Annotated in this window: 14 protein-coding genes; 10 read left to right on the forward strand and 4 right to left on the reverse strand. The window is 71.0% G+C overall.

Translation table 11 applies throughout. The annotated features are described in order from the left end of the window. Positions 1-41: 41 nt before the first annotated feature. Positions 42-848, reverse strand: coding sequence for a DUF2249 domain-containing protein (locus ACN27C_RS20540; RefSeq protein WP_209960726.1), 807 nt, complete (start codon positions 846-848; stop codon positions 42-44). On the opposite strand from ACN27C_RS20540, the gene ACN27C_RS20545 reads away from it, so the two are divergent. From ACN27C_RS20545 to ACN27C_RS20590, 10 genes are all read left to right on the forward strand, one after another. Continuing rightward, complete coding sequence (locus tag ACN27C_RS20545) at positions 847-1602, forward strand: helix-turn-helix transcriptional regulator (RefSeq protein ID WP_245254704.1); 756 nt, start codon at positions 847-849, stop codon at positions 1600-1602. The two genes, ACN27C_RS20540 and ACN27C_RS20545, sit on opposite strands and share 2 nt — an antisense overlap. After that, the gene (locus tag ACN27C_RS20550) at positions 1599-2726 is read left to right on the forward strand and encodes a hypothetical protein (protein WP_209960727.1); all 1128 of its coding nucleotides are present in this window, start codon (positions 1599-1601) and stop codon (positions 2724-2726) included. Before ACN27C_RS20545 ends, ACN27C_RS20550 begins: the two co-directional genes overlap by 4 nt. Continuing rightward, a complete protein-coding gene (locus ACN27C_RS20555) occupies positions 2726-4048 on the forward strand; it encodes a hypothetical protein (protein ID WP_355513415.1) in 1323 nt (440 codons plus the stop codon). Before ACN27C_RS20550 ends, ACN27C_RS20555 begins: the two co-directional genes overlap by 1 nt. A 3-nt stretch (positions 4049-4051) precedes the next feature. Beyond that, positions 4052-5404 (forward strand): multicopper oxidase domain-containing protein, encoded by a 1353-nt coding sequence (locus tag ACN27C_RS20560; protein ID WP_422747449.1) that lies wholly within the window; start codon positions 4052-4054, stop codon positions 5402-5404. A gap of 5 nt (positions 5405-5409) precedes the next feature. Next, positions 5410-6168, forward strand: coding sequence for a YwiC-like family protein (locus tag ACN27C_RS20565; protein WP_422751660.1), 759 nt, complete (start codon positions 5410-5412; stop codon positions 6166-6168). Between the two features lie 30 nt (positions 6169-6198). Beyond that, a complete protein-coding gene (locus ACN27C_RS20570) occupies positions 6199-6417 on the forward strand; it encodes a hypothetical protein (protein ID WP_422747451.1) in 219 nt (72 codons plus the stop codon). Between the two features lie 869 nt (positions 6418-7286). Continuing rightward, positions 7287-7745 carry a hypothetical protein gene (locus ACN27C_RS20575; protein ID WP_280841877.1) on the forward strand — a complete coding sequence of 153 codons (459 nt, stop codon included), beginning with the start codon at positions 7287-7289 and terminating at the stop codon, positions 7743-7745. Positions 7746-9123: 1378 nt separating this feature from the next. Beyond that, complete coding sequence (locus ACN27C_RS20580; protein WP_422747454.1) at positions 9124-10344, forward strand: DUF4041 domain-containing protein; 1221 nt, start codon at positions 9124-9126, stop codon at positions 10342-10344. 455 nt (positions 10345-10799) lie between these two features. Beyond that, positions 10800-11993, forward strand: a complete 1194-nt coding sequence (locus tag ACN27C_RS20585; protein ID WP_355511459.1) for a hypothetical protein — start codon at positions 10800-10802, stop codon at positions 11991-11993. After that, positions 11990-14821: a hypothetical protein gene (locus ACN27C_RS20590; protein ID WP_422747456.1), complete on the forward strand. Its 2832-nt coding sequence runs from the start codon at positions 11990-11992 to the stop codon at positions 14819-14821. The genes ACN27C_RS20585 and ACN27C_RS20590 overlap by 4 nt, the downstream gene beginning before the upstream one ends. A gap of 39 nt (positions 14822-14860) precedes the next feature. Here the strand turns inward: ACN27C_RS20590 and ACN27C_RS20595 are convergent, their stop codons facing one another. From ACN27C_RS20595 to ACN27C_RS20605, 3 genes are read right to left on the reverse strand one after another with little or no spacing between them, the layout of a single operon-like run. Next, positions 14861-16255 (reverse strand): GH1 family beta-glucosidase, encoded by a 1395-nt coding sequence (locus ACN27C_RS20595; RefSeq protein ID WP_422751661.1) that lies wholly within the window; start codon positions 16253-16255, stop codon positions 14861-14863. Between the two features lie 44 nt (positions 16256-16299). Then, on the reverse strand, positions 16300-17199 hold the full coding sequence (locus tag ACN27C_RS20600; RefSeq protein ID WP_104115718.1) for a carbohydrate ABC transporter permease: 900 nt from the start codon (positions 17197-17199) through the stop codon (positions 16300-16302). A 10-nt stretch (positions 17200-17209) separates the two neighbouring features. Then, positions 17210-18142 (reverse strand): carbohydrate ABC transporter permease, encoded by a 933-nt coding sequence (locus ACN27C_RS20605; RefSeq protein WP_030500465.1) that lies wholly within the window; start codon positions 18140-18142, stop codon positions 17210-17212. Positions 18143-18176: the final 34 nt, after the last annotated feature.

Below are 18176 nucleotides of genomic sequence, written 5' to 3' on the forward strand. Positions count from 1 at the left end.
GGCGGGCCCTGACCCCCGCCGCCCGGGCACCGACAGACTGCTCAGACCGTCAACGGCCGGCGGGAGAGCCGGATCTGCCACACGTCCGGCCCGTCCTGCAGCCACTCGCTGGTCATGCCGTCGCCGTAGCGGGCTGCGACCTCGGCCAGCAGCGGGCGGGGTGCGTGCGGGGCGACCAGCACCAGCGCTCCACCGGCCGGCAGCGCCTCCAGCGCCGCCTGCACCCGCGCGTGGCGCTGGTCGTGCGGGAGCTGCCGGACGTCCAGCCGGGGATCGATGGTCAGGGTCGGTGCCGCCGCGTCGGCCGGTGCCCGGTCACCACCGCAGCCGCAGCCACCCCCGCCGCAACCGCCGCCTTTCGAGCCTTCCGAGGAGCCGAGCAGATCATGCATCCCCTCCAGCAACTTCGCCAGCGAGACGTCGGCCGCGTCCACCAGCAGCGGGACGACCAGGTCGTTCTCCTTGGCCAGGTGGACGGCGAGGAGCGCGGCGAGGGCGCGCGCGGTGCCGGCGAGGCGTACCGGCCGGTTGCCGGTCTCCAGCTCGGCGACCAGGCCGGTGATCGCCTGGTGCTCGTCGAGCATGCCCCGGACCAGCAGCTCACCCTCGGCCCGCTCACCGGCGGCGGCGTAGAGGGATTCCTCCTCGGCGTGCGCGTGCGGCAGCAGTTCGTCGCGGAGCCATCGGAGCAGTTCGTCGCGGTGCCGGAGCGCCCCGGCGGCGTCACCCTGGTCGGCCGCGGTCAGCAGGTTTCCGACGTGCCGGTCGAGGTCGGCGGCGAGCTGGGCGTGGTGCCGGACGACGGCCTGCGCGGCCTCGTGGTCGGCCGGGGAGCGTGAGGCGGACATGGAGCCCTCCAGGGTTTTGCGGGTGAACGACGTTGTAACGTTATCTAACGTGGAAACCCCGAGAACAGGGCCGGCCGGCGAGACCATCGACCCGCAACGCCACCGGGCCCTCGGCACCGCCAGCCGGGCCTCGATCCTGGAGTTCGTGCGCGCCGCCGGCGTCGGCATGACGATCGCCGAGGTGGGGGAACGGACGGGCCTGCACCTGTCCACCGCCCGCGCCCACCTCGACCGCCTGGTCGACGCCGGACTGTTGGTCAAGGCGCGGGCCAGTGGGGGCCAGCCCGGACGGCCGGCGTGGCGCTACCGGGCCGTCGCGGAGGCCCCGGCCCCCGCGCCCTACCGGGCACTCGCCGCCGCCCTGCTCGACCACCTGTCGCGGCGTGGCCACGGAGACGTCCGGGCGGAGGCCACCCGCGCCGGCCAGGCCTGGGGACGCCACCTCGCCGCCGCCACCCCGCCCGGCAGGGAGCCCGTCGAGACGCTGCTCGACGTCCTGCGCGGGCTGGGCTTCAATCCCCGCCGACACCGGACGGCCGACGGGGCGACCGAGATCCACCTGCACACCTGTCCCTTCCTGGAACTGGTCAACCGCAACCCCGACGCGATCTGCGCCCTGCACGTCGGCGTGGTCCGCGGCACGCTCGAACACGCCGGTGCCTCACCGGCCGGCGCCGTGCTCGAACCCTTCGGCGCACCCGACGCCTGCGTGGTGCGGCTGGCCCTGCCGAACATCACCGAAGAGCCGGCATGAACCCACGGCCGGTCGCCGTACGATGGCGTCTCCCCGTCCTCGCCGCGGGCGGCTTCGCCCTGGTGAGCGGTCTCTACGCCGCCCTGCTGCTGCTCGGCCTGCCGATGCCCGCGCCTCACGTCCCACTGGAGCAGGTGCACGGCCCGCTGATGGTGCTGGGCTTCGTCGGCACCCTGGTGGCGCTGGAACGCGCGGTGGCCCTCGGCACCCGGTGGGCCCTGCTCGCACCCGCCTGCTCCGGCGCCGGGGCGGTGCTGCTGGTGCTGACCGGGCCGAGCCTGCCCGGCCGGCTGCTGCTCATGCTCGCCTCGGTGCTGCTGCTGCTGATCTACCAGCGGCTGTGGTGGCGGCAGCCCGGCCCGGCGCTGCTGGCCCAGGTCACCGGCGCGCTGAGCTGGTACGCCGCTACCCTGCTCTGGCTCGCCGGCCTCAGCGTGCCGGAGATCGTGCCCTGGCTGGCCACCTTCGTGGTGGCCACCATCGCCGGGGAGCGTCTGGAACTCGCTCACCTCACGCTGCCCCGGCACGGCGTCGGCTGGTTCCTCGCCGCCCTCGGCACGCTGACCGCCGGCGCCACCGCCGCCGCGCTCTGGCCGGCCGTCGGGGCGTACCTCTTCGGGGTCGGCCTGCTCGCGACGGTGGCCTGGCTGGTGGTCTGCGACGTCGCCCGCCGCACGGTGCGCGCCGTCGGCCTCCCCCGCTACGTCGCGGTCGGCCTGCTCACCGGGTACGCCTGGCTGGCGCTGGCCGGCCTGCTGTGGGCCGGCGCCGGGCCGGTCACCGGCGGCTCCCGTTACGACGCCACCCTGCACCTGGTCTTCCTGGGCTTCACCATGTCGATGATCTTCGCGCACGCTCCAGTGATCCTGCCGGCTGTGCTTCGCCGCCCACTGCCCTACGGACCGTGGCTGTACGCCCCGCTCGCCCTGCTGCACACCACCCTGACGATCCGGGTCCTGGTCGGCGACGTGCTCGGCGTGCCGGCCGGGTGGCGCTGGGGCGGCGTCGGCAACGTCCTGGCGGTGCTCGGTTTCGTCGGCGGAGTGGTGGCCGCGTTGGTCCGCGCCGCCCGGCGGCGGACCCGGACGGCGGTCGTCCCGCCGGTCGTGCCGGCGGTGCGGTGATGGCCGGCACCCGCGGCGACTCCGCCCCGACCGCGCCCTCGGGCCCGAGGCCCGGGCCGACCGTCTCGGCAGTCGCGTCGGCCGGTCCCGCCGCCCCGGCCCCCGGCCCGGTGACCGCTCCGGCCGTGGCGGCGGGCCTTCGGCGGGCCGGCTGGCACCGCCGGGTCGCTGCGCTGCCGTTGGCCTACCTGGCCGGGCTGGTCGTGTTCGCCTTCGTCCATCCGTTCCTCCCCGCGTGGCACTGGACGGCCATCCACCTGCTGCTGCTCGGTGCGGTCAGCAACGCCGTCGTGGTGTGGAGCGCCCACTTCGCCGCCGCCGTGCTGCGTGCTCCCGCCCCGGACCGCCGCCGCGCCGAGGCGGCCCGGCTGGCCGCGCTCAACGTGGGCGTCCTGGCGGTCCTGACCGGCGGCACGGCCGACCGCCCCTGGCTGGGCGTGGCGGGCGCCACGCTGGTCTTCGTCGCGGTGACCGCCCACCTCGTCGCGCTCACCCGCCGGCTGCGCCGCGCCCTGCCGGCCCGGTTCTCCGTCACGGTCCGCTACTACCTGGCGGCGACCGTGGCCCTGCTCGCCGGCGTGCCGGTCGGCGCCGGGATGCTGGTGATCGACGACCCGCTGCGCCCCCGGCTGCTGCTGTTCCACGCCCACGTGAACCTGCTCGGTTGGGTGACGCTGACCGTCCTCGGGACACTGCTGACACTCTGGCCCACCGTGCTGCGTACCCGGATGGCCGACGGTGCGGTCCGAGCCGCCACCGTCGCGCTGCCGGTGGCGACGACCGGACTGGTCCTGCTGGGCGTCGGCCTGCTCGCCTGGTGGCGGCTCGTCACCGCGGCCGGGCTGAGCCTGTTCGCCCTCGGCGCGCTGGTCGCCCTGCGCCCCGCGCTGGCCGTCGCGCGCACTCGCCCCCCGTACGCGTTCGCGTCCTGGTCGCTCGCCGCGGCCGGCGGCTGGCTGATGGTCGCTCTCGCTGTGGACGCCGCGACGCTGCTGCCCGCTGCGGACCCGGCCGGCGCGGCCGACCGCTTCGGTGCGGTGCTGCTCCCGCTGCTGGTCGGCTTCGTCGCCCAGGTCCTCGTCGGAGCCCTGACCCACCTGCTGCCCGTGGTGCTCGGCGGCGGACCCGCGCCGGTGCGCCGCCGCGCCGCGCTGCTGGAGCGGCACGGCCCGCAGCGCGTCGCGATGACCAACGCCGCCCTGCTGGTCCTCGTCCTGCCCACCCCGCCGTTCGTCCGCATCACCACCTCACTGCTGATCCTCGCCGCGCTGGTGCAGTTCCTCGTGCCGGCCGTGCGGGTCCTGCTCACCGCCCGGAGGTAACCCGTGTCCGCGCGCACCGACGCCCCCGTGCCCCGCCCGCTCGGCGGAGCAGCCGCGGGTCTCGCCCTCGTCCTCGTCGCCGTCCTCGTCGGGGTCGCCGCCCAACGCGTCTCCGGTGACGCGCCCGTCCCCGCCGCCGCCACCGCCGTCACCCCGACCGGGCACACCACCACGGTCACCGTGGTCGCCGACGGCATGCGTTTCCACCCCGACCGGATCGACGTGCCCCGGGGTGATCGACTGGTCATCGAGCTGACCAACCGGGACAACCGCCGCCACGACCTCGTCCTGGCCTCCGGGGCGAAGACACCGCTGCTGACGCGGGGCGGCGACGCCCGGCTGGACGCCGGCGTGATCGGGGCGACGGTGGAGGGCTGGTGCTCCCTGCCCGCCCACCGGCAGGCCGGCATGACACTGCGGATCGTCCCGACGGGGGCCACTGTGGCCGCTCCGACAGGGACGGCCGCGGCGACGGAGGGAACGAGGCCGCGCCTCGATGCCATGGCCGACCCTGGCGCGGCCTTCGTCGCCCGGGACGCCACCGCGCCGCCCGCGCCGCCCGGCCGGCTGCACCGGCGTGAGCTGCACGTCCGGGAAGTCGTCCGGGAGGTCGCGCCCGGGGTACGGCAGCGGCTGTGGACCTTCGACGGAACCGTGCCCGGCCCGGTGTTGCGCGGCCGGGTCGGCGACACCTTCGAGATCACCCTGGTCAACGACGGCACCCTGGACCACGGCATCGACTTCCACGCCGGTGCCGTCGCCCCGGACGAGGTGATGCGCCCGATCGACCCCGGGCAGCGGCTGACCTACCGGTTCACCGCGACCCGCGCCGGCATCTGGATGTACCACTGCTCGACCATGCCGATGCTGCACCACATCGGCAACGGGATGTACGGTGCGGTCATCGTCGACCCGCCCGACCTGCCCCGCGTCGATCGCGAGTTCGTGCTCGTCCAGTCCGAGTTCTACCTCGGCCCGGACGGCGAGCCCGGCGACCTGGCCGCGATGCAGGCGGAGCGCCCCGACGCCGTCGTCTTCAACGGCTACCCCGCCCAGTACGCGCACCGTCCGCTGCCCGCCCGGGCCGGTGAACGGGTCCGGGTCTGGCTGCTCGACGCCGGCCCCAACCGAGACAGCTCGTTCCACATCGTCGGCGCCCAGTTCGACACCGTCTACCGGGAGGGGCACTGGGAGAACCGGCCGACCGACCCCGGTGGAGCACAGGTGCTGTCCCTCACCCCGGCCGGCGGCGGCTTCGTGGAGACGGTCTTCCCCGCAGCCGGGCACTACCCGTTCGTCAGTCACGCCATGGTCGACGCCGAGCGCGGCGCCCGTGGCCTGTTCGAGGTCCGGTGACCACCATGAACACCGCTGTCGTAGCCGACCGCCCGGTAACGCGCCGCCGCCGCGTGCGGCAGTTCGTCCCACCCCAGCACGGCGCGTGGGCGATGCTCCTGCTGCCGTACACCGTGGGGGTGGCCTTGGCCGGCCCGCGCTGGCCGCACCTGCCGCTGCTCGGCGCCTGGCTGACCGGCTACCTGCTGTCGTATTACGCCTTCCAGGCGATCAAGAGCCGTCGGCCGAGCCGCTTCACCCCCCAGCTGCTGGTGTACGGCCTGTTGGCGGCGCCGCTCGCGGCGACTGTGGCGCTCGCCCGGCCCGCTGTCCTCTGGTACGCCCCGGGCTACGCCGCGCTGCTGGCGGTCAACGCCGGATACGCCTGGCGTCGCCGGGAACGGGCCCTGCTCAACGACTTGGCCTCGGTGGCGCAGAGCTGCCTGCTGGTCTTCGTCGCGGCGACCATCGCCGGTGTGTCCGTCACCCGGGTCGCCCCGGCCTTCGCAGTGCTCCTGCTCTACTTGTTCGGCACTGTCCTCTATGTCAAGACGATGATCCGCCAACGCGGTGACAGCCGCTTCCTCCGTCTCTCCGTCGGATACCACGTGCTCGCCCTGGCCGCCGTGGTCTGGCTGCTGGATGTGCTGCTCGGTCCGGTCTTCCTGCTGCTCCTGCTCCGGGCCGCGCTGCTGCCGGCACGCCGGCTCCGCCCTGTGCAGGTCGGGATGATCGAGATCGGTTGCTGCCTGGTCGTTCTGGCCGGGGTGCTTGCGACGCTCTGACCGGCGCGCCCCCGTCCTCCGGAGTAGATGTTGTCGGGCAGCACGCTGAACGGGATCTTGACCTCGATCCGGTTACCGGTGTACGGCTCGCTGGTCACGACCGAGGCGATCTGGACGCCCGGCGAGCAGTTTCGCCAGCGCGTCGACGAACTGGCCCGTTGGCTCGTCACGTGCTGCCTCCTGCTCGACCCGCAGCGGATCGTGCTGGTCGGCAGGGTGGCGACCGAAGCCCAGCCGGCGTTGGTCTGAGCGGTACGCGGGGCGCGGCTAACCGGCGCCGACGCCAGAAGGCCGCTCGGGCAAGCGGCCACGATGTCTGACGAACGACCTGTAGGACGCCCGTTCCAGCCTGGCTGCAGCAACCCGGTCACGGGCCCGGGATTGGGGGAGCAGGTTGGGAGCAACAGGGTGCACTGAACGGCCCTCAACCGCACCGAACGGCACCCAACGGTGCGCAACTGCACCCACCCCTGCCTGCGGCTTCTCGTTTCCGCAGGTCAGAGTCGGTGCGGCGTCCTGCTTCACACAACTGCACTCAACGGCACTGAACAGCAGTCAACGGCACTCTATGTCTCCTGGTAGGAGAGTGTCTGCAGGTCAAATCAGTAAGGCCCTCGGAAGCGTTGATGCCTTGCAGGTGGGTGCAGATTGGGTGCACGTTGGCGAAGTGGTCACCGCGCCCGAAGTGCTCATCGAGATCGCGCCGAGTCGGGTGCTCTGACCTGCGGCGGTACAGACGACTGGATAGGCGTGACTTCCCAGAGAACACCGAAGTGGTCAGCCTTGGCTGCTCTCCGCCTGCCTACTGCCGTCTTGTCGTCCCGGGCCCGCCGCCCGCCCCGCCGAAGCCAGTCGCCGCGACGAACCAGCATCGGCGTGCGGCTCTAGACCCGCCATAGCGGAGTTGGTGGGGCTTCCCGCAGTTGAGACTCGAATCCCACTGGCAGCCATCTGACCAGGGCTTCCTGGGCGGTGACATCTTCGGCGCGCCCGAAAGCGTCAGCACCGGTGGCTCCGCTTCATAGGCCGACGACGTCCGCTCATGCCGATGAGCGGATGTCGGCGCCCCGTCGTATACCGGTCGACAGAAGTGCCGCTGTTCGCCGTATCCTCACCGGGTGGTAGAGGCCGACGTTACAGATGGTGTCATCGATCGGCTGCTTTCAGCGCTGGCTGCGCAACTTGCCCTGTCGGAGGGGCAGGCCCTGTCCGGCGGCGCGGCCGAGGCGCTCGCCGATCTGAGCAGAGCCGAGGCCGAGCAAATTTTCGGCCACGCCGGCCATCTCGTCCACTACGGCGCAGACACTGAACCGCTGGAGTCCCTCATCCACGCGATCTCGGCCGTCCTCCGCACCGAGGCCCCGGCAGACGCTCCGTTCAAGCCGGGCGACGAGGTCCGACTCGTGGGCGCACTGCCGGAAGCTCTCTCGAGATACGACGAGACGTGGCTCCGGCAGATCAGCTTCACCGTACGCTACGCCGGCCGAGGCCCGATGATCGACGTGCAGTCGGATCTGACCGAGGATTATATAGTCGCGACTGTGCCTGCGGCTGCGGTCGAACACCTCCCGAGGTAGCCGACGCCGCATCCGCTCATGCCGCTGATAAGGCGCGGCATTCCTGAGCACGTCCGGTTGACGAGCGGACCGTAGGAGCGGGGGTCAGGAGCGACTGAGCCTCACGGTCGCTGGCCAGGCGCCGACGCCAGCCAAGGCCGCTCGGGTAAGCGGCCACGATCTCTGACGAACGACTTGTAGGACGCCGTTCCAGCCTGGCTGCAGCAACCCGGTCACGGGCCCGGGATCGGGGAGCAGGTTGGGAGCAAAAGGGTGCACTGAACGGCCCTCAACCGCACCGAACGGCATCCAACGGTGCGCAACTGCACCCACCCCTGCCTGCGGCTTCTCGTTTCCGCAGGTCAGAGTCGGTGCAGCGTTCTGCTTCATGTGGAGTGCTCCGCCGTTCTGGGTGGCAGTCGATGGCTCTCTATGTTGCCTGGCGGGGGTGTATGCGCAGGTCGCCGCGGTAAGGAGCTTCTGGACGGGCTGGCCTGGCCAGTAGGAGCAGATTGGGCGCACGTTGGCGAAGAGATCAACGAGTCCGAAGTGCTCACATGCACGGTGCCGGGCGAAACGCTTTGACCTGCGGTGATGCGGTCGAGCGATGCGGCGTGACCTCCCAGAGAAGACCGAAGTAGTCAGGCGTTGATGCTCCCCGCTTCGCTGGCGCGTCGGCTGTCGTGCTGGGTTCGCCGGCCGCGATCGGGACGGTCGCGTTGGATCGATGTGAGGCACTGGCGTCGTTGTGGCCGCGTCGGTGCTGATCCCGCCGGTTGAGACTCGAATCCCACCGGTAAGCCTATGGTCAGGCCTTCTTCAATGGTGACCTCTTCGGCGGGGCTGAAGTGGTCGAGCGAAGCCGCGTTGGTCGGTGCTCGACCGGACGCCGACCTTTGTGCAGGGGACCTGGCGTGGGTGATCGCCGGCTCGACTGCGGCTACCGGTTCGGGCCTGTTCGTTGCGCCGTTTCTGGGTCGGGTACCTGACTGTAGGTGAGCGGACGGGTGCCTGCGTGGGTCCTGTTGGTGGGACTTGTTGGCTGAGTGATCGATGTTGAGATGCGGTTGCGGGGCTAGCGTCAGCGGTTCATGGGTGACACGTGGGGGATTGATCTGTGGCGTACCGTTTCAATGCTCCGCCGAATTGGCCGACGCCGCCGGCGGGTTGGGTGCCTGGCCCTGGGTGGAAGCCGGATCCGGCGTGGGGGCCTCCGCCGCCGGGTTGGCAGCTGTGGGTTGCCGAAGCGCCGCCTGCGGTTCCGGTCGCGCCACAGCAGCCGCCCGCCGCGCCTGGAGTGGCCGCATCCGTGCCTGCGTCGGTCCCGGCTCCACGTGCCGATGAGTCTGAGATTCCGCTGTTCGGGGCCCGTGGCAAGGCGCGGGAGTTGGCTGCGGAGGTGACGCAGCTGCGGGCGGAGCTGGAGCGGCTCCGTGGGGAGATGAACCGTCTTGGTGTGCTCCCGGCGGTCGAGCTGGAGCAGTATCGAGAGCGGTTGAAGCGGGAGACCGCGGAGCAGGCTGCGGCGGCTCAGGGGCAGAAGGCTGATCTGGATCGCCGGTTGCGTGAGCTCCGTCAGCAGGTCGTGGTGACTGAGGAGACGGCGCTGCTGCAGGAGGCCGGCGTCTACGAGTATCGGCATCCCCTGTCGGATGCGGTCGCCTACCAGGCTGCTTTGGCTGGGCTGCAGGGCCAGATCAAGAGCATGACCAAGCGGGAAGGTGGGGCGGTCTTGGCCGCGACTGGCTGGACGGTGAACGGTTCCGAGGCTGAGGGGCGGGTGATGGTGCGGGACTTCTCCAAGCTGATGCTGCGGGCCTACAACGCGGAGGCGGACAACCTGGTCCGTGGTCTGAAGCCCTACAAGCTCGACTCGGCCGTGGAGCGTCTGGGTAAGGTGGCGGCGATTATCGCCAAGCTGGGCAAGACGATGCACATCCGCATCTCGGAGGCCTACCACCGGCTGCGGGTTCGCGAGTTGGAGCTTACGGCTGACTATCTGGCGAAAGTTGCCGAGGAGAAGGAGCGTGAGCGGGGGGAGAAGGCGCGGCTGCGGGAGGAGCGACGGGTTCAGCAGGAGATCGAACGTGAGCGCGCTCGTTTGGACAAGGAGCGTCAGCACTACGCGAACGCCCTGGCCGCGCTGCAGGCCAAGGGTGATGTTGACGGCGCCGCGCAGATGCAGGAGCGGCTGGCGCAGATCGATACCGCGATCGAGGACGTGGACTACCGCGCGGCCAACGTGCGGGCCGGCTACGTGTACGTCATCTCCAACCTGGGGGCGTTCGGGGAGAAGATGGTGAAGGTCGGCATGACCCGACGCCTCGACCCGCTCGACCGGGTGAAGGAACTCAGCGACGCCTCCGTACCTTTCAACTTCGACGTGCACGCCCTGTTCTTCTCCGACGACGCCGTCGGCATCGAAGCCAAGATGCACGCCCGCCTGGCCGACCGCCGAGTCAACCTCATCAACCAGCGACGCGAGTTCTTCTACGCCACGCCACAAGAGGCCAAGGAACACCTGCTCGAGCTGGCCGGCAGCCTGCTGCAGTACGAAGAGGTCCCCGAGGCGCTCGAATACCGCCAGAGCCTGACCCAGGCTAAGGCGGAGGTCATGTAGGGCGTTGCGGGAATAGGCAGTGTCTCGAAGCCGGGTACGGGCATGCCGGTGATCGATAGACGATGAGGGAGCGTTTGCCTCGGGGACCGTGGCTCGGCGTACGCTGACCCGAGCCGGCGCGGCGCGATGGCTTGAAGGGGACGTGAGATGGTCGAGTGTGCGACTGCGGACCGGCTGATCCTCGTTGACGTGGTGAATCACTGGTTCTACCTGCGACAGCCTACGTTCATCGGCGCTGGACAGACCTATTGGATCGATCACGAGACGAACGATCTCTGCGTCGACCGCGGTGATGATCGCGTTACCCGGCATGCCCGCGTGACCCGGCACGCAGGTTGGATGTGTCGCTAGTACTCCCGGTCTTCACCGAGCGGCGGCATAGGTCGGATCCTTGATCTGGCAGGGATCGGGTTCACGACTGCCTCGGGTGACCGAGGGCTCCTACGCTGAAATTTGTGGAAGATGTCGATGACGCCCGCGAGCTCGTTGAGCAGCGGATACGCGCCACGGGGTTCGAGGAGGACATCCTCGACAAGGTCTTGGATCTGCTGGAACGCTTCGACACCGATCGGGAGAAGCTGTTCGAGGAGATGCTCTCCAAGCTGGAGCAACCGGGCTATGACGGCCTGACCGACCGGTGGGAGACCAACTGCGAGCAGGCCGAGGCGCTGATGGAGCGCCTCGAATCGGACATCCGGTCGGTGCTGGAGGACAGCCAGGCCAACGCGATGTCCGTCGACGAACGGTGGACCGCGGTCGGCCCGCGTGACTTCCTCGCCGGGGAGCGCAAGATCTGGGCGCAGGTCGCCCGGCTCGACGTCCCCGAGGTCGCCACGCTGATGAGCAAGGTCCTGGAGGCCGACCTCGCGCTCATCAAGAAGTGCGAGGAGGACCTCAAGAACGCGCGCAGCAACGACGCGATCGTCGAGCAGCTGCTCCTCAAGAACTTCGGCTCCATCCAGGACACGGTCAAGAGCCTGCTCGTCAAATACCTCCCGACCTCGGGCGCCCGCCTGATCGTCCTCTTCATGAAGGACCCGTCGTCCAAGGAAGCCGCCAACGAGGCGATCAAGAACTTCGAGAAGCTCACCGCGGAGAACCTCATGGCGGCCAAGCAGAAGCGTGCCGCGAAGCAGACGGTGGTCGACAACATCAAGCTGCTGACCGCGGCCCGCGAACAGCTCGACGAGGACTGGATCGACAAGCTCTTCGCCCGCGGCGCCGAGGCGGCGGGGAACTGGCGCGGCATCGGCGCGTCCGGCGACTACCGGGCCACCGACTGGGACTGGATGAAGGAGAACGTCCTCGACCGAGGGCTCGACACGCGGGCCGAGGCGGCCAAGGAGCAGTCCAGCAAGCTCTACGACGAGCTCTTCCCCACGCTCGTGGAGGAGAGCACCAACGCCTTCGCCCAGCTGACCGATGATCCGGGCACGCTGGCGAAGTTCAACGAGGAGCTGGAGAAGGCCTCGGAATCCCTGGAGTCGCTGCTGGCGACCGAGGAGGAATACGTCAAGGATCTGGCCGAGGGACCCTACAAGCAGACGGGCCTCGCCGCGTTCGCACAGGTCAGAGACGCGGTCAAGGTGGGCTTCAAGCTGCTCGCGGACAAGACGGAGGAAGCCGACGACGAGGTGAAGAAGTCATGACCGACCTCTTCGTCGCGGCGGGCGGCCCGGTCGGCGACGGCACCCGGGCCCGGCCGTTCCACGACCCGTGGCTCGCGCTGCGGCAGGCTGCGCCCGGCGACCGCATCCACATCGCGGCGGGCACCTATACCGGGCGCGGCGAGCGCTCCTCGTGGGTCGTCGACACCCCCGAGCTGACCCTGCTCGGCGGATACAGCCCCGACTTCGCCCGCCGTACCCCCTGGCAGACACCGACGGTCTTCGCGGCAAAGACCGGCCTGCGCGTCCCGAACGAGCCGAACATGCTCCAGGGCATCGGCGCCCACGACGGCCTCGTCCTGGACGGGCTGTTCTTCGACGGGGCCGGACGCGACGACTACGACGAGCAGGGCGGCCTGCAGCGCGCCTCCTACGGGGACGGCCCGCTGGTGAGCCTGCGCGGCGAGCGCATCACCGTCCGCGACTGCTGCTTCGCCAACGGCAGCTCCGGCGCCGTCGAGCTCGGCGGCGACTCCGTGGTCTTCGAGAACAACATCGTCGTCAACTGCGTCGGCCTCAGCCTGCTCACCGTCCGCGACGGCGCCCCCGAGACCCCGGCCGCGGTCAGCCGCAACACCTTCGCCTTCGCCCACGACGACTCCGACCCGCCGCGCGGCTCCGGCGCCGACCGGGCCGTCGGCGTACGGGTCAACGGCGCCGCCGCGATCGTCGACAACGTGTTCGTCGGCTGCGGCAACGCGGCCGTCGCCTGCCTGCGCGACGTCGGGCAGATCGCCATCGACCGCAACCTGTTCTTCGCCACACCGCGCGACATCGTGCGCAGCCGGGTGTCGGGCGCGGAGGCCGAGCTCACCGAGGAGTACGCCGCGGAGCTCGAAGACGTCGGCCTGCGGTCGGCGGCCGGCAACACCGTCGGCGACCCACAGCTGACCGGGCTCCCGGCGGCGTGGCTCGACACGTACACGGTGGACGTCGCCGTCACGTACGAGCGCCCGCCGATCGCCGCCCTCAACGCGCTGCGGAAATCGGCCGGCCTCGGCGAGCTACCGTCCACATCAGACAGTGATGTTCAGCGGCCCGTCATGCGCCGGCTCGCCCCGGCCGAGGTGCTCGCCCTCGCGGTCGGCGCGGCGCCGGGCGCGCACCCCGCCGACCTGGCGGCGCCGGAGCCGTTCACCGAGCTCCCGGCCGGTCCGGCGTACCAGGCCGTCGACTGGGCGCGGCTCTACGAGGCCGACCCGGCGCTCGCCGGAGCCCCGGTGCAGGTGCGGGCCGGGGTCGGCTTCGACCAGAACACGCAGATCCTCCCCGAGCTCGCGGAGACGCACATCGGCGTCGCCGTCTACGAGCCCGGCACCGACAACAGCCCGTGGTGGGCGCTCGCCCCGCGCTACGGCCTCGTCCATCACCAGACTGAGGAGGCCGTACGGTATTCGCGCGGCCTCGACGTCGAGTCCACGTACCTGCTCCGCGGCACATATCGCCTCACGCCGCCCGGCGGGCGTCAGAGCGCCACCATCGTCCTCGACTCCCTCGCGCCCGTGCTCGACGTCACGGCCCCCGAGCCGCCCCGGCCGGCCGGCCGCGACTGGTTCGTGCGGGCCGGATCCTCCGGCGGGGACGGCAGCCGCGAGGCGCCGTTCCGCGACCCGTTCCAGGCCCTCGAGAAGGCCGCCGAGGGCGACCGCATCCTCGTCGCCGCAGGTGAGTACACGGGCCGCCTGCGGTCGGGCACGTGGCGCATCCCCGTACGCAACCTGACGCTGCTGGGCGGGTGGGACGCCGAGTTCGCCGCGCGCGACCCCTGGCGACACCCCGTGCGTTTCGTGCTCACTCCGGAGACCAAGGCGAAGGGCATCTTCGGCGATCCGGTGCTCACCGGCGAGGACTCGGGGGAGGGCCTCATCCTTGACGGGTTCATGTTCGACGGGGCGACCTACAACGCGTACGCCGACAGCGGCGCCCTCGACGCGGGCCATTCCCAGTCGGCGGCGCTGCTCGACCTGCGCGGCGGCAGCGGCGGCATCACCGTGCGCAACTGCGTCTTCGCCAACGCGGCGTACTGCGCCGTGCAGCTCAGTGCGGCGTACGGGACGTTCGAGAACAACGTGGTCGTCAACACGAGCGGCACCGCCGTCCGTATCCAGGCACCCGGCGCGGGCCCCTGGACCATCCGCGGCAACACGGTCCTGTTCGCCGCCGACCCCACCGGCCGGGCCTCGACCGGGCAGTCCACGACCGGCTGCCTGCTGGACATCTCCGGCCGGGGTGTCATGCGGGTCGAGGCCAACGTGCTCGCCTTCGCCGACAGCATCGCCGTCCGCGCGACCGTGCCCGACCAGAACCTGCTGCTCGACGGGAACGTGCTCGCCGCCAACCTGTACGCCGACCTCCACGACGGCCGCCACGTGCTCGTCGACGCCGAGAACCGCGACCGGGTGTTCCGCGACGCCCCGTTCGGCGCTCAGACCGGCACCCGGTTCGAGCTGCCGGCGGTGCCGGTCGACGCCGCGTACGCCGACCAGGCCGTCGGCCGCCTCTCGGCGCTGGCCGCCGCGATGCCGAAGGACGGGCTCAACGCCGCCGCGGCGGCGCTCGGCGTCTCGATCACGGCACCGAAGACGGAGGCACCCGTCGAGGCGGCGCCCCCGGAGCCGAAGAAGGAACCGTCAGTGGCCGACCTGCTCGCGGACCTCGGCCGGGCCCGCAAGGCGTTCGAGGCGAAGGACGCGGCCCCGCCGGCCACGGACACTCCGCTGTACTGCCCGGTCTATCCGGTCGAGGCGGCGCTGAGGCTGGCCCTCGACGCCCCGCCAGGCGAGCCCGGCGCCCACGCCCCGCCTTCATGATCGAAGAGCTTGTTCCGGCCACGAGCCGCGGGCGGCGCTTCAGGGGGAGGTGCGTTCCCGCCACGCCCGCAAGCGGTCACGCAGCCAGTGGTAGCTGGCCTTGGGCGTACGGGATCCGGTGCGGTAGTCGACGTGGGCCAGACCGAAGCGGGGCCCGTACCCGCGGGCCCACTCGAAGTTGTCGATGAGCGACCAGTAGAAGTACCCCCGCAGATCGAGCCGGTCGTCGACGGCGGCCGCACGGGCCGCCGCCGCCAGGTGCCCGGCCACGAACGAGATCCGTTCCGGGTCCGGCTCGGGTCCGTCCCGCAGGTCGGCGCAGCCGTTCTCCGTCACGTACACGGCAGGCAGGCCCGGGTAACGGTCCGCGAGCCCGGTCAGGGTGTCGAACAGCCCTTGCGGCTCCACCGGCCAGCCCAGGTCGGTGGTGGGCAACCCGTCCGGCCGTAGCTGCCGGACCCCGATGTCGAACGCGCTGCGCAGCGCCGGGTCGGGCTGCTCGTACGGGGCGTCGGCGACGTGCACCCGGTAGTAGTAGTTGACACCGAGGAAGTCCAGCGGCGTGGAGATCACCGCCAGGTCACCGTCCCGGCGGAACGACAGATCGCTCACCCCGGCGTAGAGCCGCTCGAACCCGGGCGGGTACGCGCCGCCCAGCACCGGATCCGTGAACTGCCGGTTGAGCATGAGATCCTGCCGATCCGCCGCCGCCCGGTCGGCCTCGGTATCGCCGGCCGGCACGGCGGGGGAGAGGTTGAGCGTGATGCCGACGCGCGACCGCGGCCCGGCGGCGGACCGGACTGCGGCGACCGCCCTGCCGTGCCCGAGCAGCAGGTGGTGGGCGGCGGCCAGGGCACCATGTCCTTCGGTGGTGCCGGGAGCGTGCCGGCCCTCCGCGTAGCCGACCATCGACGAGCAGTACGGCTCGTTCAGCGTGATCCAGTCCTGGACCCGGTCACCGAGGACGCCCGCCACCACGGCGGCGTACTCGGCGAACCACTCGGCGGTGTCCCGCACCCGCCAGCCACCCTCGTCCTCGAGCGCCTGGGGCAGATCCCAGTGGTACAGCGTGACGAACGGCCGGATGCCGTGCCCGCACAGGGCGTCGACGAGCCGGTCGTAGTAGTCGAGGCCCCGCCGGTTCACCGCGCCCCGCCCGGCCGGCATGACCCGCGGCCAGGCGACGGAGAAACGGTAGGCGTCCACGCCGAGGCCGGCCAGCAGGTCCACGTCCTCCCGCCAGCGGTGGTAGCTGTCACAGGCGACCGAGCCGGAGGTGCCGTCGTCGACGGCACCGGGGCGGCGGCAGAAGGTGTCCCAGATCGACGGCCCGCGGCCGTCCTCGTCGACCGCCCCCTCGATCTGGTACGCCGCGGTGGCCGCGCCCCAGCTGAAGCCGGCCGGCAGGTCCGGCAGCTCGGGCAGCTCGGGCAGGTCCGGCCGGGTTGCGGCCGCGGCGGCGCCTTCGGATGTGGTGGTCACCCCTTCACCGCCCCCTGCATGATGCCGTCGACGAGATGCCGGCCGAGGAGCATGAAGACGACGAGGATCGGCAGCGTGGCGAGCAACGTGCCGGTCAGCGTCAGGGTGTAGTCGGTGGTGTAGCCGCTGGCCAGTGCGGAGAGCGCCACCTGCACGGTCGCGTTGTCCTGCAGCACGACCAGCGGCCAGAAGAAGTCGTTCCACGCCTGCATGAAGGTGAACAGCCCGAGCACCGCCGCGGCGGGGCGGGCCGCCGGCAGGACGATGTGCCAGTACAGGCCGAATGTGCTGGACCCGTCGACGCGGCCGGCCTCCAGCAGTTCGTCGGGTACGGCGCGGCCGAGGTACTGGGTCATGAAGAAGACGCCGAACGCGGTTACCAGCCCGGGCACGATCACGGCGGTGAGGCGCCCGGTCCAGCCGAGATCGGCCATCAGGATGTACAGCGGGATGATGCCGAGCTGGTGCGGCACCATCGAGGTCGCGATGGCCACGACGAGAAGCGCCTTTCGGCCTCGGAACCGCAGTTTGGCGAAGGCGAACCCGGCCAGGGTCGAGAAGAACACCACGGAGACGGTGATCGAGCCGCTGACGATGAAGGAGTTCACCAGGGCTCGGCCGAAGTCGGTCGTGTCGAACACGCGCGCGATGTTGTCGAAGAGGTGCCCGCCGGGCACCAGGGCCGGCGGCACCTTCGTGACGGCGTCGCTGGTCTGCGAGGACACGACGATGGACCAGTAGAGCGGGAAGACCGACCCGGCCACGACCGCCAGCAAGGCGCCGTAGCTCCAGACCGAGGCCTTGCGTGGGTACCCGAAGCTCCGGCGCCGATGGGACCGGCGTTGCGGCGGCGAGGGTGTGGTGCCGGTCTGTACGGGGTCCGCGAGGGTGGTCACGGCGTTCTCCTCAGTCCTCGTCCTTGGCGATGCGCCGGGTGAGCAGGAAGTTGATGATCGCGAAGATGGCGATGACCAGACAGAGCGTCCAGGCGACCGCCGAGGCGTAGCCGAAGCGGAACTCCCGGAACCCCTGCTCGTACATGAACAGGGCGACGGTCTGGAACTGCCGGTCGGAGCCGCCGGTCGGTGTCTGGGAGCTGGCGAACAGCAGGGGTTCGGCCATGATCTGCAGGCCGCCGATCGTCGAGATCACCGTGGTGAAGATGATCGTCGGCCGCAGCATCGGGACGGTGATCCGCCTGAACTGCTGAGCCTGCGACGCGCCGTCGAGGTCGGCGGCTTCGTACAGGTGGTGCGGGATCGCCTGCATCGAGGCGAGGTAGATGAGGGCGTTGTAGCCGGTCCACCGCCAGGCGACGATGAACGAGATGGCCAGGTGGGAGCTCCAGGTGTTGGCCTGCCAGTCGATCGGGCCGATGCCGACGAGGCCGAGCGCCCAGTTGACCATGCCGAAGTCGCGGCCGAAGAGCTGGGTGAAGACGATCGTCACCGCCACGATCGAGGTGACGTTGGGCAGCAGCACGCCCATCCGTAGCGCGGTGCGGGCCCGCAGCCGGTGGTTGAGCAGGTGGGCGATCCAGAGCGCGGCGAGCAGTTGCGGCACGGTGGACAGCACCCAGATGCTGAGTGTGTTGCCCAGGGCGTTCCAGAAGTACGCGTCCTGCAGCATCTCGCGGTAGTTCGCGAGGCCGACCCAGCGGTGCGACCCGGAGTCGAGCAGGTCCCAGTCATTGAACGAGACGTACGCCGTGTACAGCAGCGGGAACAGCCCGAACGCGCCGAACAGCAGGAAGAACGGCAGGATGTAGAGGTAGGGCGAGCCCTTGGTGTCAAGCCGGCTCAGGCCGGCCCGCCGGGCCTGGTGGAGGTAGGTGGCCATCGTCGATCCTTCGTCGCCGGGCGCCGCCGGCGGT

It is taken from the genome of Micromonospora sp. WMMD1219 (assembly GCF_049315215.1).
GTDB lineage: Bacteria > Actinomycetota > Actinomycetes > Mycobacteriales > Micromonosporaceae > Micromonospora > Micromonospora tulbaghiae.

What these genes read in the sequence shown, in the direction of transcription:
- ACN27C_RS20550 (WP_209960727.1), top strand. Translation starts at nt 1,599, where the DNA reads ATGAACCCACGGCCGGTCGCCGTACGATGGCGTCTCCCCGTCCTCGCC.
- ACN27C_RS20545 (WP_245254704.1), top strand. Translation starts at nt 847, where the DNA reads ATGGAGCCCTCCAGGGTTTTGCGGGTGAACGACGTTGTAACGTTATCT.
- ACN27C_RS20605 (WP_030500465.1), bottom strand. Translation starts at nt 18,142, where the DNA reads ATGGCCACCTACCTCCACCAGGCCCGGCGGGCCGGCCTGAGCCGGCTT.
- ACN27C_RS20590 (WP_422747456.1), top strand. Translation starts at nt 11,990, where the DNA reads ATGACCGACCTCTTCGTCGCGGCGGGCGGCCCGGTCGGCGACGGCACC.
- ACN27C_RS20565 (WP_422751660.1), top strand. Translation starts at nt 5,410, where the DNA reads ATGAACACCGCTGTCGTAGCCGACCGCCCGGTAACGCGCCGCCGCCGC.
- ACN27C_RS20555 (WP_355513415.1), top strand. Translation starts at nt 2,726, where the DNA reads ATGGCCGGCACCCGCGGCGACTCCGCCCCGACCGCGCCCTCGGGCCCG.
- ACN27C_RS20540 (WP_209960726.1), bottom strand. Translation starts at nt 848, where the DNA reads ATGTCCGCCTCACGCTCCCCGGCCGACCACGAGGCCGCGCAGGCCGTC.